At 67.9% G+C, this 16555-nt stretch carries 16 protein-coding genes; 10 read left to right on the top strand and 6 right to left on the bottom strand.

Features of this window, described 5'->3' with window-relative positions; translation table 11 throughout:
* Window positions 1-116 precede the first annotated feature (116 nt).
* The 5 genes from ACFVXE_RS37265 (at window position 117) to ACFVXE_RS37245 (ending at window position 3042) form a co-directional block, all read left to right on the top strand.
* Complete coding sequence (locus ACFVXE_RS37265) at window positions 117-506, top strand: hypothetical protein (protein ID WP_389678055.1); 390 nt, start codon at window positions 117-119, stop codon at window positions 504-506.
* Window positions 507-607: 101 nt separating this feature from the next.
* A complete protein-coding gene (locus ACFVXE_RS37260) occupies window positions 608-1720 on the top strand; it encodes an N-6 DNA methylase (protein WP_389678053.1) in 1113 nt (370 codons plus the stop codon).
* Between the two features lie 156 nt (window positions 1721-1876).
* Window positions 1877-2065 (top strand): DUF4314 domain-containing protein, encoded by a 189-nt coding sequence (locus ACFVXE_RS37255; protein ID WP_389678051.1) that lies wholly within the window; start codon window positions 1877-1879, stop codon window positions 2063-2065.
* 81 nt (window positions 2066-2146) lie between these two features.
* Complete coding sequence (locus tag ACFVXE_RS37250) at window positions 2147-2449, top strand: hypothetical protein (RefSeq protein WP_389678049.1); 303 nt, start codon at window positions 2147-2149, stop codon at window positions 2447-2449.
* A 59-nt stretch (window positions 2450-2508) separates the two neighbouring features.
* Complete coding sequence (locus tag ACFVXE_RS37245) at window positions 2509-3042, top strand: hypothetical protein (protein WP_389678048.1); 534 nt, start codon at window positions 2509-2511, stop codon at window positions 3040-3042.
* A 364-nt stretch (window positions 3043-3406) separates the two neighbouring features.
* Here the strand turns inward: ACFVXE_RS37245 and ACFVXE_RS37240 are convergent, their stop codons facing one another.
* The 3 genes from ACFVXE_RS37240 to ACFVXE_RS37230 all read right to left on the bottom strand — a co-directional run bounded on the left by ACFVXE_RS37240 (window position 3407) and on the right by ACFVXE_RS37230 (window position 6656).
* Window positions 3407-4537, bottom strand: a complete 1131-nt coding sequence (locus tag ACFVXE_RS37240) for a catalase family protein (protein WP_389678046.1) — start codon at window positions 4535-4537, stop codon at window positions 3407-3409.
* 54 nt (window positions 4538-4591) lie between these two features.
* Window positions 4592-5944, bottom strand: coding sequence for a Dyp-type peroxidase (locus tag ACFVXE_RS37235; RefSeq protein ID WP_389678045.1), 1353 nt, complete (start codon window positions 5942-5944; stop codon window positions 4592-4594).
* Between the two features lie 121 nt (window positions 5945-6065).
* A complete protein-coding gene (locus ACFVXE_RS37230; protein ID WP_389678043.1) occupies window positions 6066-6656 on the bottom strand; it encodes a hypothetical protein in 591 nt (196 codons plus the stop codon).
* Between the two features lie 438 nt (window positions 6657-7094).
* Here ACFVXE_RS37230 and ACFVXE_RS37225 point away from each other — a divergent pair, with 438 nt between their 5' ends.
* The 5 genes from ACFVXE_RS37225 to ACFVXE_RS37205 all read left to right on the top strand — a co-directional run bounded on the left by ACFVXE_RS37225 (window position 7095) and on the right by ACFVXE_RS37205 (window position 13032).
* A complete protein-coding gene (locus ACFVXE_RS37225) occupies window positions 7095-7772 on the top strand; it encodes a GAP family protein (RefSeq protein WP_389678041.1) in 678 nt (225 codons plus the stop codon).
* A gap of 694 nt (window positions 7773-8466) precedes the next feature.
* Window positions 8467-8979: a Rieske 2Fe-2S domain-containing protein gene (locus ACFVXE_RS37220; protein WP_389678039.1), complete on the top strand. Its 513-nt coding sequence runs from the start codon at window positions 8467-8469 to the stop codon at window positions 8977-8979.
* Window positions 8976-9674, top strand: coding sequence for a hypothetical protein (locus ACFVXE_RS37215; protein ID WP_389678038.1), 699 nt, complete (start codon window positions 8976-8978; stop codon window positions 9672-9674). The genes ACFVXE_RS37220 and ACFVXE_RS37215 overlap by 4 nt, the downstream gene beginning before the upstream one ends.
* A gap of 888 nt (window positions 9675-10562) precedes the next feature.
* Window positions 10563-12383: a glycoside hydrolase family 15 protein gene (locus tag ACFVXE_RS37210; protein ID WP_389678036.1), complete on the top strand. Its 1821-nt coding sequence runs from the start codon at window positions 10563-10565 to the stop codon at window positions 12381-12383.
* 247 nt (window positions 12384-12630) lie between these two features.
* A complete protein-coding gene (locus ACFVXE_RS37205; RefSeq protein ID WP_389678035.1) occupies window positions 12631-13032 on the top strand; it encodes a cyclase family protein in 402 nt (133 codons plus the stop codon).
* Here the strand turns inward: ACFVXE_RS37205 and ACFVXE_RS37200 are convergent.
* The 3 genes from ACFVXE_RS37200 to ACFVXE_RS37190 all read right to left on the bottom strand — a co-directional run bounded on the left by ACFVXE_RS37200 (window position 13010) and on the right by ACFVXE_RS37190 (window position 16460).
* Window positions 13010-14374: a glutamate decarboxylase gene (locus tag ACFVXE_RS37200; RefSeq protein ID WP_389678033.1), complete on the bottom strand. Its 1365-nt coding sequence runs from the start codon at window positions 14372-14374 to the stop codon at window positions 13010-13012. The genes ACFVXE_RS37205 and ACFVXE_RS37200 overlap by 23 nt on opposite strands.
* 130 nt (window positions 14375-14504) lie before the next feature.
* A complete protein-coding gene (locus ACFVXE_RS37195) occupies window positions 14505-15566 on the bottom strand; it encodes a DUF2776 family protein (RefSeq protein ID WP_389678032.1) in 1062 nt (353 codons plus the stop codon).
* 327 nt (window positions 15567-15893) lie between these two features.
* A complete protein-coding gene (locus ACFVXE_RS37190) occupies window positions 15894-16460 on the bottom strand; it encodes a potassium channel family protein (protein WP_389678030.1) in 567 nt (188 codons plus the stop codon).
* Between the last annotated feature and the right edge of the window lie 95 nt (window positions 16461-16555).

Genomic DNA, 16555 nt, shown 5'->3' with positions numbered 1-16555 from the left:
CGCCAAACCCTATTCCCACCTTGTTTTGTTGTTGTTTTTTTTTTTATACTAGACCCACTCGGGGGGGGGCGCCCCCCCGTGGGTCCCCCCGGCCCCTTCCACACCCGGAGTACCCCATGGGAACCAGAGCAGTTGTCGCCCGCCCCACACCGCAGGGCTTCACCGGACGCATCTTCCTCAACGACGGAGCGCCCAGCACCGCCGTATGCGTGCTGCGCGGCTTCGTCCTGAACGTCCAGGAGGGCGACGTCGAGGCCGCCGCCCGGGTGCTCATCGATGACCACCCGGGCGGCTGGATCGACGTCCCGGACCCGGACCACCGCGGGCGGTGCCTGTGCCACGACGCCCCGCCCTTCAACGGCCCCGCCTCGACGGAGCTCACCACCGAGCAGAGCGCCTCGGAAGCCGAATACGTCTACGTCCTGCACCCGGAGCGCCTCGTGGTTCTGGTCCCCGGCGGCGACGGCTGGGAGGAGACCGGCAGCACCCCCTGGTGGAGCGACTGACCCCCGCCCACCCCCCAACCCTCTCTTCGGCGCCCCCCCGCCCAGGCCGACTCCGGCCGGGGTGGCGGGGCGCCGTCACACCCACACCCCGAGGAGCAACCGTGGACCAGCTCGACCTGTTCGCCGACGTCGCCGAGGAGATCCCGGCGACCTTCACCGCCCGCCCCGCACCGAGCCGCCCGGCAGCCGTACCCGCACCCCGCCCGGCGCCGGCGCCGCGCCCGGCCGTGGCGGCCGCCGCCGAGCCCGACGCCCTGTTCGCCGACCCGCGCCCCGAACTGCCCGCCGTGCAGACACCCATCCCCGCACGCCGCGGCATCGCACCGCTGATGATCGGCAACCCCCGCGATGCCGGGCAGCGCCTCGGCGAGGCCGTCGCCGAGACCTGGCACGCCTCCAACTGGGGTGGCTACCGCATGGACATCCCCGTCAGCATCGTCGCCGGCCTGTGCCTGTTCCCCATCAAGGGGCACACCGCCGACGTCACCCGCATCATCAGCACCTGCACCGACTGGGAGCTCCTGCAGGGCTACCGCGAGATCTACGCGGCGACCTGGTCAAGCCGCCCCGACCTGGGCGCCCGCATGGCCCCGCTGATGAGCTGGCTCACCGAGGACGGTGTGGAGGAGAAGGCGTACGCGGTCCGCCGCGTCACCGACACCGCGCTCAAGTACGGGGTGCTGCAGATGACCGGCGACCCCGACCCGTGGTGCCGGTCCGACACCGACCTGATGTCGTGGACGATCACGTCGCTGCGATCGCACGGCGCCCGCCAGGGCCTGGGCGAGTACCACACCCCGCCGGAGCTGTGCGACCTGATGGCCGCCATGACCTGCGACACCGAGTCGCTGCAGAAGGGCGCATGGTTCCACGAGCCCGCCGGCGGAACCGGCGGCATGTTCCGGGCCCTGGCGCAGCACCTGCGCAACCATCACCTGGACCCCGCCGACTACAAGTGGGCGATCAACGACCTCGACCCGCTCGCGGCCGCCGGTGCCGCCGTCAACGCGATCGTCTGGGGCCTGGGCCCGAACGTCGTCGTCTCCTGCGGCGACGCTCTCCGGCAGGGTGACGTGGTGGACCAGGCGATGCGGGAGCGTGCGGCGCTCATCGAGGAGCGCAACCAGATCGTCGGGTACCTCGCGACGGTCGAGGCGTTCGACGAGGCGATCAGGCTCGCCGACCGGCTCCTGACCGGAGCAAACGCCGTCTGACCTGGGATTTCGCCGAAAAAAATTCTTGACCCCCACCGCCTTGTTGTTAGAATAAGGGGGAGCGGGAGGGGGGAAGCCCCTCTGCACACACCGCCGCATCCAGGTGTGCCACACCATTCGACCGAGCTGAGTCTCACCGCACCGGAAAGGCAACCCATGTACCGAGCCGGCCAGCGCATCGCACTCGTCGCCACCGCCGACCCCCACACCGAACTCCGCCCCGGCGACGAGGGCACCGTCCGCTCCTACGACAACCGCCTTCAGCAGCTCAAAGTCACCTGGGACAGCGGCTCCAGACTCTCGATGCTCCTCGACGACGGCGACGAGGTCAGCGTTCTGAACTGACCCCACCCGTCCGCGCGCACTCGGCCCCGCCCACCTGGGCGGGGCCTTCGCACAGCACCACCCGACCTCTTGGAGAACCCCATGCAGCTCGCAGCCCCGGCCCTCGACATTCACCTCGACTTCTCGCACCTCGAAGCCGCCGCCCGCAAGTGGGCCACCCGGGCCCGCGGCCTCGTCAACCGCGCCGTCTGCGACGACCAGGAGAACGCCCTCGGCGTCGCCGCCTTCGAGTTCGACTCCGCCGCCAAGTTCCTCAACCGCGGCGACACCGACAAGGCCCGCGACGCCCTGCGCGCCGCCTGCAGCTACGCCGGCTGCGAGGAAGCAGCCGCCCCTCAGCTCGCCGCCGCCGCCCGCACCCTCCTGGACAACCTCCCGGCCTGACCCGGCCCAGCCCCGCCCCACCAGGGGCGGGGCCCCAACCAGCCAGCACCACCGACCTCTTGGAGAACACCGTGCAACTCGCACCCTCAGCCCTTCACGCCACCGCCGAAGACCTCGCCGTGCGCCTCGGCTGGCAGCTCGACGGGCTCGACTACGACGGCATCGTCCACCTCCAGGGCGACCTGGAACGCCAGATCGGCATGCGCCTCATCAACAACGGCAGCACCGTCCAGCTGTGGGCCACCGGCGGCACCCAACCCACCGACCAGCCCGCCTACGGCATCGCCCCGCTGCCGCACGGCCACCGCTACAACACCGCCGTCCACATCAGCGCCCTCACCGAGGACCAGGACCCCGGGGTCGTCCTCTACAACACCGTCAGGGACAACCTGCTGCCCGTCTTCGACGCCAAGCCGTACTACGTCGGCCACCGGCCCTGGGAGCCCGACATTGCAACCGACGTCGAGCCGGACGCCAAGGCCAAGCCTGTCGCCAAGCGGACCCGCCGCACCAAGACCGACCCCGCCGCCGAACCCAAGCCGCGCGTCTCCCGCAAACGCACCACCGCCAAGCCGAAGCCCGCCACCTCCTGACCACCCCGCCCGGCCGCCCGCCCACCACAGCGGGCGGCCGGACCCAACCGGCAAGGACACCCCGTGGCTTCCAAGCCCGACACCAACGGCTGCGGGGAGCTCCTCGTGGCTCAGGACCTCGGGGCGCAGCCCCCGGCACACCGACGGTTCGAGGCCGTTGGCGAAGGCGTGCAGGTAGGGCAAGTCGGCGGCACGCACGTCGGCGATCCACTTGGAAAGTGCGGCGTCGTTACCCGGAGCCGGGCTGATCAGGCGGTCGTTGCGGGGCGTTGATGGTCGGCTGCGGTTATGGAGGTTGCTGTACCACCTGCTGCACGGCGGGGATTGTGACCGAGGTGGGCGCTGGCCGTCACATCAGTCGGCTTCATTGGGCCGGGCCAAGTACCTCGTCGGCGCTGCGGGGCTCTGTGCGCGGCTGCTGGTTGAGCTTGTGGCGCTCGATGGAGGATCGCCGGTAGACCTCCTTGCGGGCCCGCATGATGTTGCCCAGGGGAGCGTGCTCGGCGGTGACCCGCCAGGGCGTGAAGGACAGCGCGTCCATCTTCTCCAGGTTTCCCGGACCGGAGATGTCCTGCTGCGGCAGCCGCAGCTTGGCCACGGTGACGGGCGGCGAGAGCTGCTCGGGCCACTCCACGGTGGTGTCCTCCACCGGCATGCGCTCCAGGTCGGTGCAGAGCTGAACCTGGATGTCGAAGGCGTAGGGCCGCTCCTGCAGCTCGGCTTGCAGGGCCGGCCGGAAGACCTCTGCCCCCGAGGTCCGGTCGATGTCGCGCCGAACCACCGCGGCGGCGAAGAGCGGGTCGGGGGTGATGCGCACCTTGGCGATGTAGTCCCCGTGCCGGACGGCGCCCATCGTCCAGTAGCTCGACAGCAGCACGTTTGCCGGAGGCGTCTTTGCCACGCGCAGGAAGGCCATGAACTCGTCCCATGCCCAGTTGTCCTGGTCCAGCGTTCCTTTCCCGGTCACGAACTCGGTGAAGAAGCGATGTGCGCCAGGTCGGCCCTGGGAGAAGTAGGCCGGCGCGTTCAGGAACAATTCCTGGATAAAAAGGTAGTGCTCGACTGTGTTGCAGAAGAAGATCGGTGCGTTGATGTTGGCGTAGTCGAATGTGCCCGTGTCCGGTTCGTCTTCCAGCAGGGTCGGGCCGGGGATGCCGAAGATCTTCAGAGCCAGTCCGGTGGCGGCGCCCAGTCGCGCGTCGGCTCCGGCGTGAGGCGAGCCGTTGGAGAAGCGGATGAGCGCATCGTGGGTTCCCGGAGTCGCGTAGATTCCTTGGGCGTACTCGGGGGGTAGCCCGTCCAGGATCTCCACTTCCCCTCGGACCAGGCCGTAGCCCTTGGCGTGGGCGTCGCGCAGGGCCTGTCCGGTGCCACCGGCCTCGACCGACTCGGCGATGTAGCTCTCAGTCTTCTCGATCACCGTCTGCAGGTTCTGGTCGAAGTGCGGATCGTCGTCTTCGACGTCCGGCGTGTAGCGGACGAACTGTGCTGCCATGACGTCGACCTCTTCTCGAAGGCCGCGTGGGGCCTCAGGGGGTGGGAATTGCCCTCAGTCCTCCAGTTCGGCGAGCCAGCGCAGGGCTCGCAGACCCGGCACGAAGCAGTACTCACCGCCGCGGGTGACCACGAAGCTGGGCAGGTTCCGCAGACGGCGCCGGACCGGCCTCTCCGGGATGGTGGCGCTCCCGGTTCCGTCGTGATGCCCAGCCACTGGGTCCTTCTCGCCGGGGTAGCCGATGAAGTTGCCGTCGTTGACCCACTCGGCCTTGATGAACTCGAACTGCCGTTCCAGATGGGCGCCGAGGAAGACTCCGACCAGGCCCCGGTCGGCGCCGTCGTCCTCCAGCACGCCCTCGGGCAGCGGCGGGCCGTAGGTGGTGCCGCGGCGGATGAGACGGTGCATCCGCGCATCGCCGATGATGGTGGAATCACGGGGGTTGATGCGCCTGATGTGCGCACCGGCGGGGCACCGGAACCCTCGGTCGTCGTTCTCCCGGTACAGGAAGTCGTTGACGCGGTGCGGATCGGCCGCCAGCTCCGGGTCATCGTGCTCCGGCGACAGCGCCAGGGGTGCCCCGCTGGGCCAGCGCCCGACCATCTTCGCCGCCAGGAGTGCCTCCTCCTCGGCACTGGAGCTGTTCGCGCGCAGATACCGGCGCCAGGCCGCCACGTTGGTGTGGATCTTGCGAACGGCCGCGTACGTCCCGTTGCGCCCCAGCACATCGGGGCTGGGCATGGGCGGCAGGCTGCCGGTTTCGTCGGGGTAGCCCAGGATGAACTCGCCCGCCTTGATGGGGACTTCCTGAGGGTTGGAGCCGGGCAGTCCGACGCCCTCGATGTTCGGCTGGCTGATGCCGTCGCGGAAGCCGAAGGTGGTGCGCCCGGTCGGGAGCTGGTGGACGTCCAGCTCCCAGATCATCTGGACACCGGGCGTGTCCTCGTAGACGACGCGGGCCCGCTGCAGCTCCTTGTACAGCTGCGCCGTATCTGAGGCGAGGGCGCTCAGCGCGATATGGATGTCGCCCGTTCCAAACGGTGCCTCCCAGTGGGCCGGGGCACTTTCGCCCACGTCACCGATCAGCTCCGCCCGGGCGGCCATGCCCTCACGAAACGCCCGCGGAAAGCTGTCCAGCGACTCCTGGGGCACCCCCAGGGCCCTCAGTCCCTGGTAGGTGAACGCCACAGCTACCCAGGCGTCCTGGCTCCGGTCCGCGCTGGGCAGACCACTCGCGGTCACCGGGAGCAGCCGCCGCAGCAGGGCGCGCCCGGCATGGCGGTCATCGACGCGCAGGAAGATGAACTTTCCCTCGTAGGGCACGGGCCGTGGACGCAGTGCCCCGCTTTGGACGTCGTCGATCTCCACGCCCACGTCGGTCGCGCTGCTGCTGTCCGCGGTGTTCATGATCGCTTGTGCCTCCACATCGGTTTCTACCTGGGCAGCCCTGCAGTGGCTGTGCGCGCCCGCCGACGCGGTCCACCGTTGGGGGGCGGCTCTGAGGGAGAGGGTTGGCTGTGTCCGGCTTCTAGGCCGAGGCTTCCTCCAACAACTTTTGGAAGGCAGGCGTGGCCATCAGATCCGCGTTGGCCGGGTTGTCCAGCGCCGCCCGGAATTCGGGGGTGTCCAGCACCTCCTGGAACGCCTCGCTCACGCGCTGGTCCTTCCAGACCTGCTGAACGGTCAGATCGGGATAGGAGCTGACGAAGACTCCCGCGGGCGCCTGGTGGGCGACGAACCAGTCCTTCACCCCCGGATCTGTGACGCCGGGGAACCCTTCGGTGTGCGAGAAGACCTTGTCGAAGCGGTCCCCGACTTCCGTCTGGGCGAAGTCGTCGATGTAGGTGTCCCAGGAACCGTCGAAGACGCTGGCGAACATGTGCCGGGCGTCATTGTCGAAGATCACGTGCCGTGCATCGTGCAGGGTGCCGATCTGGCGCAAGGCCGCATGGACCCTCTCGTCATTCGTCGCGTCGGCGAGCATGGCGAGATCCTCACGCATGGCATCCGCATGGCCCGGCTTGATCTCGGTGAAGACGGTGAACTCGTTGCAGACCCCGTCCGACCTGCCCGGGCGCTCGGGGTGAGCCGTTTGGGCTGAACCTGTCGTCGCAGTCATCGTGAGATTCTCCTGCCACGGATCGGTGCGAGGGTCGCCCAGCGCCCAGACATGAGGCACCATCGCCCTCGCATATCAATCCTCACCGCGGATGCGCTGCCCCGCACCTTCGCCCCTGCGCGAGAGCTCACCTGCAGCGGATCCCCGAGAAGCCCCGGCACTACGGGGGCCAACCTGATCACTTCACGATTCCCACCAGGTCCGATTACGTTCCGTGCCGCGTCTCCGTCACCGTGCCGAGCGAAGGCGGCAACGCGGGTGCGGCAGGCCCATGCCGGGGTCCTCGCGTCCTGAGAACCTCCCGAGGACAGATCCGGCCCAGCGCAGGAAGATGGAATGAGACGCGCCGAGTACGTCGTCGTCGCCTTCTGGGGCAGCCACTTGCGCCAAGCACTTGCTCAATTGGATCGCCGACCCTCACCCCCGCCGGAGGCAACCATGGGCGCAGTTCTCGGTGACGTGCTGGGTTTCGCGGCCGGCGTCGCGATCAGCCCGCTCCCGATCATCGCAATCATCCTCATACTCGCCACGCCTCGGGGACGTCTCAACGGACTGCTTTTCACCGTCGGCTGGATCCTGGGACTCTCGGCTCTGGGCGCGGTGATGCTGGCGATCGCTTCCCCCGCAGGCGCCTCCGCCCACAATCACCCGGCCACCTGGGTGGGAGCACTCAAGCTCGCTCTGGGCGTGCTCCTCGTCCTCTTCGGTGCCCGGCAATGGCACCGGCGCCCGAAGGACTCCTCGCAGACCCAGCTGCCGAAGTGGATGGGCGCGATCGACCGCCTTACGCCGGTCAAGGTCTTCGGACTCGGCCTGGCCTTGGCCGCGCTCAACGCCAAGAACGCCCCGCTGACCATCGCCGCGGGCGCCGCGATCGGCTCAGCCGGACTGCCGGTCGGGCAGCAGATCGCCTCACTGGCAATCTTCGTCCTGATCGCCACCCTCGGCCTGCTAGCCCCGCTGGGAGTCTTCGTGCTCGGCGGAGAGCGAGCCAAGACCACGCTCGGCAATTGGAAAGACTGGGCAGCTCAGCACAATGTCGCCGTGATGGCCATCCTGTTCTTCGTTCTCGGAATGAAACTGCTCGGAGACGGCATCTCCATCCTCACCTCCTGACAGGCTTACTCGCGTCGCCGTGTGGTCCGATCACACGACGGCACACTTTCCCGTCCCGCTCCCGGATCAAGAACCGTGCCCGGGCCTGGGTCACCCAGCAGGCGGTCGGGTGCGCGGTCGCGCCCAGGATCCGAACCCGTCGGTTGGCGTGCTCGATGACCGTAAGCACGTATAACCGCGCCCTGGACAGGGTGACCGTTTCGAAGAAGTCGCACGCCAGCAGGGCGTCGGCCTGCGAGCCTTCTCTTTGCCGAGTTGGTGCTCCAGAACCGTGATCTGATGGCGCAGAGCCAAAATCTCTACTTTGGCCCTGATCGCTCATCGGCGGCAGGCGCAGCATTGCGAACGCGTTCGTCACGCCCAGGTAAGCCAGTCGCAAGCCCCGGAGGCCGGTCGTGTTCGGCACGTGCCGACCGCCGAACGCCCGATCGCAGCCGAGGGCTGAATTCGGCTCCGGTGGCCGAGGTGGCATCGGGTCCCGACAACGGCGTCGGCCCTGGCACGCGTGCGGCCGGTCGCCTTTGCACCGCACCATACGGGTGCCGGCCTGCGGGCCGTCGTCGTCAGTGGCCCTCGGGCAGGCGGTCCTCGACTGCGTCGACATGGCAGGGCCCGCACGGGTGCCGGATAGTGGACGTAACGCGCAGCCTGGGCCAGGGGCGACCGGGGTGCTGTGGACGCAATCACGCCCGCAATGGTGCTGGCCGCCAAGGTGCGTACCGGCCGGCGCATCCCCGGTCGTGAACGCGGTGACCTCGAAGGTGTCACTCGAGACCCTCAAGGACGGGCAGCGTGCACCACAGCCCACACTCATGAGCTCCGACGATCAACCCCGCCTGTGCGAATGCCTGGTGATGTGCTCCGCGTGTCACAGGACGCCGCTACGGCAGCCCGTCCGCACAATGAGGCGACCGCATCTCACAGCCGGCAGCCTCGAAAGGACACGACCGTGGCCGGTCTGGACTACACCAGACTCGCCGCCGCGCAGCGGGCGTACTGCTTGGCCTGCCCACTGTCTGCCGGACGGCTCACCGGCACCACCCTCATGTGCCAGTGCCACGGATCCCGCTTCGACATCATCAACCGCACCGTGCTCCACGGACCTGCCTGCTCGCCCCCCTCGCCACTGATCGGCTTCGCGAGCAGGACGGTGAGATCCACGTCGCGCTCTGACCGCGACCCGAACCTGGGCGGCAGCCGAACATGACCGAACAGCACCCCTCCGAAGCGAACGATGCGAGCAATCCGGAAGCGCAGGCCGCGGCGTACGCCGAGGCCCGCTGGCCCATGGCCGGAGCCGTCATCGCCGCCGTGGTGCTGACCCTGCTGCTGCCCGCCGACCTGCGGCTGGGACCCCGCTGGGCGCTCCCCCTCGCCGAAGGACTGCTCCTGGTGGCGCTGATCGCGGGCGACCCGGTTCGGATCAGCCGTCGCTCGGCTGCCATGCGCGCGGCATCAATCGCCCTGGTCAGCGTGTTGGCATGCGGCGCCATCTGGTCGACTGTCCAGTTGATCAACGATCTCATCCACGGTGGCACCGAGATCAACTCCGCCGATGCCCTGCTGCAGGCCGGCGGCAGCGTGTGGGTCTCCACCGTCCTCGCGTTCTCCCTGCTGTACTTCGAACTCGACAGCGGCGGAGCAGCGGCCCGAGCCCATCACATGCCCACCACCCCCGACCTTGCCTTTCCCCAACACCTCAGCCCCGAAGTGAAGCCCGCGCACTGGCGCCCCCGCTACATCGACTACCTCTACCTCGGATTGACCAATTCCACCGCGTTCAGCCCTACCGACGTCATGCCTCTGGCCCCTTGGGCCAAGATCGTCATGGCCATCCAGTCCCTCGTCTCCCTGGTCATCCTCGGACTCATCATCGCCCGAGCCGTCAACGTCCTCACCTGAACCCGCCAAGCCCGGAAGACCGTGACCGATGGGATCACGAGTGTTTTGGCAATGAGGGACGACATCATTGGTGGGCACGGTCCGCCCATGGGAGTGCCGCACGGCGCGCCACTCGCTCGGGGCGTGGAGCTGCGCGCTATGTGTGGACAGCGGTGGGCCCTCGCATCAGGGTCGAGGCAGTCACGGCGTGACCGACAGGAGGCGTCGGCCGCAGCCCGGATATGTCGACCGCCGGGTTCCACGTGCACGGAGCCTGCACGCACATCCGGCCCGGCGGGGATCGCGTGCGTCTTGCGAGAGAGGACCGAGTTGGCACAGGTGTCCGTGTTCGGATTCTGGTTCAGGACCGGGAACCAGGAATACGAGGAGGCCGGCGCTCCGCTGCGGGAATGCTTCGGTCGCCGGGGGCGGCCCCCACTGGCGCGCAGTTGAGTCGGCGACACCAGTCCGGCCGTGCCGATGTGCGTTCGTGGCGCAACTCAGCCGTCCGCGCCGCTTCCGGCGCGTGGAATCGGGTGACTGCCGAGGGCTTCCCCGCAGAGGACGTACGGGCCACCGGCACGTAGCCGACTATCGCGTTCAGTGGACAAGGCCCCGGCTCGATGTCGAACTCGACGGACCAGGCGAAGGCGGACGCTCGGCACGCCTCGACCGCAAGCCGAGGGCGGGGCCCGGCTCCGGTGGCCGAGGTGGCAACCGGACGCCGACAACCGGGTCGGCCCGGGCACGCCTACGGCCGGTCGCCTCGCGCCGCACCGTACGAGTGCCGGCCTGCGGACTCCCGTCGTCAGTGGCCCATGGGCAGGCGGCCCTCCACTATCGACATGGCAGGGCCCACTGGGGTGCCGGATAGTGGACGTAGGGGCTTTCCGAGACTTCGGAGCAGCCATGGACCGCTATCCTCCCATCGCCGAGCACGGCCTGGTGGGCGACCTGCAGACCGCCGCGCTCGTCTCGTCACAAGGCGTCGTCGACTGGTTCGCCGCTCCCAGGTTCGACTCACCCAGCATCTTCGCCGCCCTGCTCGACCACGACGGCGGCGGATACATGCGGCTGGCCCCCGAGCACCCCGACGGGATCTGCAAACAGCTCTACTACCCCGGCACCGCCATCCTGGTGACCCGGTTCATGTCACCGGACGGGGTGGGCGAGGTGGTCGACTTCATGCCCCCGGACCAGACCCGCACCGCCACCGGCCGGCACACCCTGGTCCGCATGATCCGTGCCGTGCGGGGGACGGTCGAGTTCACACTCGAGTGCCGGCCGCGCTTCGACTACGGCCGGGCCGAGCACGAACTCGAGCTCGGCGAGAACGGCGCTCTGTTCCGGGCCCCCGGGATCGACGGGCACCTGCAGTCCACCTTCCCGCTGGAGCGGGACGGCCAGGACATACACGCCAAGGTGACTCTGAAATCCGGCGAATCCGGCGGCGCCGTGTTCACCGTCTGCGCGTCCGGCGGTGAGGCACCCCCACCCCCCACGGTCGACGGGCTCGCCGGGCAGATGGATGAAGTCAGCGAGTTCTGGCAGCACTGGCTGCGCCAGTCCCGCTACCGGGGACGGTGGCCCGAGTTGGTGCACCGCTCGGCCATCACCCTCAAGCTCCTCACCTACGCCCCGACCGGCGCCCTGATCGCGGCGGCCACCACGGGCCTGCCCGAGCAGGTCGGCGGGGAACGGAACTGGGACTACCGGTTCACCTGGGTACGCGACGGATCGCTGTCCGTGCGGGCCATGCTGGACCTCGGCTTCGTGGAGGAGGCCACCGCCTTCGTCCACTGGCTGGTGGACAGGCTGCGTGAGCGCGAGGGCAAGGAGGAAGAGCCGCTCCAGACGATGTACCGGATCGACGGCAACCCCGACCTGCCCGAGGAGACACTCGATCACTTCGAGGGCTACCGCGGCTCCTACCCCGTCCGCATCGGGAACGGCGCCGCCGACCAGCTCCAGCTGGACATCTACGGCGAGGCCCTCTACGCGGTGTCCCAGGGGCGCGAGATTGCGCAGCAGGCGAGCTTCGAGGGTTGGCAGGCGCTGGCCAGGACACTGGACTGGTTCGCCGATGCCTGGGACCGGCCGGACGAGGGCATCTGGGAGACCCGTGGCGGCCGTAAGGACTTCACCTACAGCCGGGTGATGTCGTGGGTTGCCTTCGACCACGGGCTGCGTCTGGCCGAGTACTTGCGCATGCCCGCCGACTTGGAGCGGTGGCGCAAAGCGCGCGACACCGTACGCGATCAGATCATGGAACGCGGCTGGAGCGAGAAGGAGCGCGCCTTCGTCCAGCACTACGACGGCGATGTCCTGGACGCCTCACTGCTGCTCATGCCCGGGGTCGGGTTCATCGCTCCCCGGGCCGATGCCTGGCTCTCCACGCTTGACGCGATGGGCCGCAAGCTCGTCTCAGACAGCCTCGTCTACCGCTACGACCCGGCGGCATCGCCGGACGGGCTGCGCGGCTCGGAGGGCACCTTCAGCCTGTGCACCTTCCTCTATGTCGATGCGCTGGCCCGGGCGGGGCGGCTGTCCCAGGCCCGTTACGTCTTCGAGAAGATGCAGACTTACGCCAACCACGTCGGGCTGTTCGCCGAGGAGGTGGGTCCGAGCGGGGAGCAACTGGGCAACTTCCCCCAGGCGTTCACCCACCTGTCCCTGATCATGGCCGCCAATACCCTCGACGAGGCACTCGACGCGGAACACAGGCGCTGACCTATGGTCATGAACGCCCGTCCGGCAGGACCGCCACAGCTGACCGCGGCAGAGTTCGGCGTGCTGTACCGGCGCCTGGCCTCACGCGCCGATTGGGCCAGCGGCCACCGGGGTGCTCTGGACGCACTCACTCCCGCCCGGGTGCTGGCCGCCACCCGAGGGGTGCGGACCGGCCGGACGGTCACGCTCGCCGCACCGGTGGAGACGTCGCCCGGTCCGGACAACCCGGAGCCGGCGAGGCACCGGGATGCGCGGGCATCCGGACGACGACACCTCGGGCGGGCTCCACTTCGCGATGGACAGCTTCCCCATGAACGTGCACGGCGACGCCGACAGCCATATCGACGCCCTGTGCCACGTGATCTACGACGGCACGCTGCACGGCGGCGTGGCCGCGAGCAGCGTCACGTCGGGCGGCGCAGAGGAGCTCTCCATCGCGGTGGCCAGCGACGGGATCGTCGGACGCGGCGTGCTGCTGGACATCCCGCGGCTGCGAGGCGTGGCGTGGCTCGAACCGGGCGATCACGTGACCGCCGACGACCTCACCGCGGCCGAGACCGCCCAGCACGTCCGCGTGAGCGAGGGCGACCTTCTGTTCGTCCGGGTCGGCCACCGCCGGCGCCGCGTCAGTAGCCGGTGCCGCGTTTGACCTGGGCCCGCTCGACGTCGGTGGTCGCACCCTTGCGGTCCAAGGTGCCACACGCGTCGGCGATGTCCTGGGTCAGGCGGTCGATCTGCTCGCGGCTCAGGGTCTCCTTGACCAGGGCACGCAGGATCTTCACCCGCTGCGCGTTGGGCGGGAGTGTGTACGCCGGCAGCATCCAGCCACGCTCGGCCGAGAGCTGCCAGGCGATGTCGGACTCGTCGTAGGCGTGCTTGCCGGCGAGGCGGAAGGCGACCAGCGGCAGCTGCTCGAGGTCGCTGCCGATCACTTCGAAGCGGCCGCTGCTACGCAGGTTGTCTGCCAACGCGCGGGCGTTCTCCTGCATCATCTGCATGACGTAGGTGTAGCCCGGGCGGCCCAGCCTCACGAAGTTGTAGTACTGCGCGAGGACCATCGCCGCGCCGGTCGAGAAGTTCAGCGTGAATGTCGGGTCGGTCTTGCCCATGTAGTTCTCGTAGAACACGAGGTCCTTGGCCAGGTCGGACTCCTCGCGGAAGACCAGCCAGCCGATGCCGGGGTAGACCAGGCCGTACTTGTGTCCCGAGACGTTGATCGAGCGGACCTGCTCGAGCCGGAAGTCCCATTTCGAGTCCGGGTAGAGGAAGGGCCACACGAAGCCGCCGCTGGCGCCGTCGACGTGGATCGGGATGTCGAGGTCCCGCTCCTTGCGGACCTCCCGCAGGAGCTTGTCGATCCCGACGACGTCGTCCTTGTGGCCGGTGAACGTGGTGCCGACGACGGCGACGACGCCGATCGTGTTCTCGTCGAGGTGGGGCTCCACGTCCTCCGGGCCGATCGTGTACTTGTCCTCGGCAAGCGGCACGATCCGCGGCTCGACGTCGAAGTAGCGGCAGAACTTCTCCCACACGACGTGGACGTCGCCGCCGAAGACCAGGTTGGGCCGGTCGACCGACAGGTTGGCCGCCTGGCGGCGCTCCCGCCACTTCCACTTCAGCGACAGCGCGCCAAGCATGACCGCCTCGGACGATCCCTGGGTCCGACATCCGGTGGTCTTTCCCGGTGCGTGGAAGAGGTCGGCGAGCATGCGCACGCAGCGTTGCTCGATCTCGGCGGAGATGGGGTACTCCGCGTGGTCGATGAAGTTGCGGTGGAGGTTCTCGGCGATGATCCGTTGCGCCTCCGGCTCCATCCAGGTGGTGACGAACGTGGCGAGGTTGCGCTGCGGGTCGCCCTCCATGGCGAGGTCCGCATCCAGCAGCCTCATTGCGTCCGTCGCGGTCATGCCCTCCTCGGGGAAGGTCTTCGACGGAGCGGGCACGGTCAGGAATCGGTTGCCGAACAGGGCCGCGGCATCTCGCTTGGTCATGCCGGCGATTCAAACAGTTCCCGAGCTGCCTCGGCGAAGGACGCGCCGAGGTTGCTCGGGCGAGGCCTCCGGCATCGGGCATTATGTGCGATCAAAGAAGAATATCGGTTTGGGACCGACGGCTATTCGGTCACCCACTGGACGAGGTGCCGCTCTCAAGGATGCTGACAATGGAATAGAGGGAGAAGCAAATCGCTCCCAGTCCAACGAGCACCCGTGCGGCTATGAACGCGTTTGGGTCGACCACCGCTGCTTGGAACACGAACGCCGCCAGGAAGAGACACGCGAGTGCCGTGAGAATCGGGACCAAGGGCACCCGGTTGGCAAGGCTGAACGTCCGTCGCCACACGAGGGCGAGCAAACCCACTTTACTGAGGATGCTGAAGCAGACGAGCCCCAACCCGATCATTACGAATCCAGGCGTCAAGTAGGACTCATTGTCGACGGCGAGCACGACGATCCCCCAGATCATGCTGAGCGATCCCATGGCGATCACGAGCCAGGGCCATATGATCCGATCCCGCTGATCGTACGTGTTTTGCACCTGACGAAGGATGGTCAGGACCAAAGCGATCAGGCTCGTGCAGATTGCGGCCAGACCGACGGTGATGAGGCCTACCGTGAACCGTCCTGGTGTGGTCGACATGGCCAAGTTGCCGATCGCGTAGTACCAAGCGACGATCGCCAGCACGACGGGTATGGCGCTCAGCACCAGCACGGCAGCCTGACGGAAGGCTGTCGGGGGAACCCGGTGTTGCCCTACGGCTGACTGCGAGTTCTTCGGAATGAGCGAGAACTTGGTGGAGGCCATTGCGACCGTCGCCACGCAACCGCTGATCAATCCCAGTCCGAAGACGACGTGACCGGCCACGTATCGCTCGTTCAGGCCGTTGCTCGGCGCTCCGATGAAAAGGTACGCGCCGTAGGCGGCCGTCCCTGCCGCCGCCACGTAGCCAATCGTCGGATAGACGACCCGATCAAGAGTGTTGTAGCGGCCAATCAATTGGCGAATGATGGTCGCTGCGGTGCAGAAGAGGCCTATGCAGATCGCACCGAGAAACGTGACCACCCGACCAGCGACAAAGTTCCCGGACGCCCCTCCTGCAGTCCAAACGTACAGACCAAACCCGACACAGACGCCCATCATGGCAAGGGGGATCGCTCGGAATATGACGCTCACCACATAGTTCACAGCTCGGCATCCTTCAGCGATTCCATGAATCCACGGTCGCGGCCATGGGTAAATTTCAACAGATTACCGAGTGTCGATTGTCGGCTTACTGTGAAGGCAGCGAAGCGCCGACCCTTAAGTGCTCGTGCAGGTAGATTCATGCCGCGCTCCACTCACGGAGAGACTAAATAGCATGAGCCTGGTCAGACAGGAGGCCGTGTGACGTCCAGTCGACTCATCCACCATTATCCCGCGGTGGTCAGGCTTCGCACTCCGGACGCCGATTCTCTGGCGGGCGGTCAACCACGCCAGGTGCCGGTCTGCTGACTGATTGTGAGGCGTCCGATCTCACGAGGGTGCGTCGGTGGATGTGTCGAGCCGCCTCTCGCCGGCCCGGACTGCTCCGAAGAAAAGTCGAAAGCCAAGACCTAGGACGAGGAGATCGAGCAGCATCTGGACGGTGACGATCAGGTGGGCGGCTTCGCTGGTGGCGGTGATATCGCCGAAACCGACCGTGGTGAACGTCGACACCGCGAAGTAGAGGGTGTCGGTGCGAGTGAGGGGGTGAGAACTGAAGTGCGCCGGATTATCTTGGGCGATGATGAAGTACGCTGCGGAAAACAGCAGCAGAAACAGCGGTGTGGTGACGGAGAGTGCCTCGACCGCCCGGACGGCAGGGTAGTCGGCACGGGTGATCGAACGGATCTGCCAGGCCACGGCTCCGGCAAGGACCAGCAGCGCGACGGACAATGACGCCGGGACCGGGACCGACCACTCCTCGAGTAGGTCCAGCGGGGCGAGGTAGTACAACACGACCAGGCCGACCGAGGTGGCCAGGATGCGCGCGAACGCCAACAAGGTCAGCCGCCGCCGCTGTGCCGGGGCCAGGGAGCGGAGTGGTTTCGGGATACGCATCTAGTGCTGTTCCGCGGAAGTTCGTGGGGGGTGTTGATCAGGGCGTGGGGTCGTCGAGGTAGAGGCCGCAGGCGCAGTCCAGGGCCTCCTCGGGT

The sequence above is a fragment of the Streptomyces sp. NPDC058231 genome (assembly GCF_042882275.1).
Classification (GTDB): Bacteria; Actinomycetota; Actinomycetes; order Streptomycetales; family Streptomycetaceae; genus Streptomyces.
Note: the sequence above shows the minus strand (reverse complement) of the source record. Positions and strands in the feature narration are given on the sequence as shown.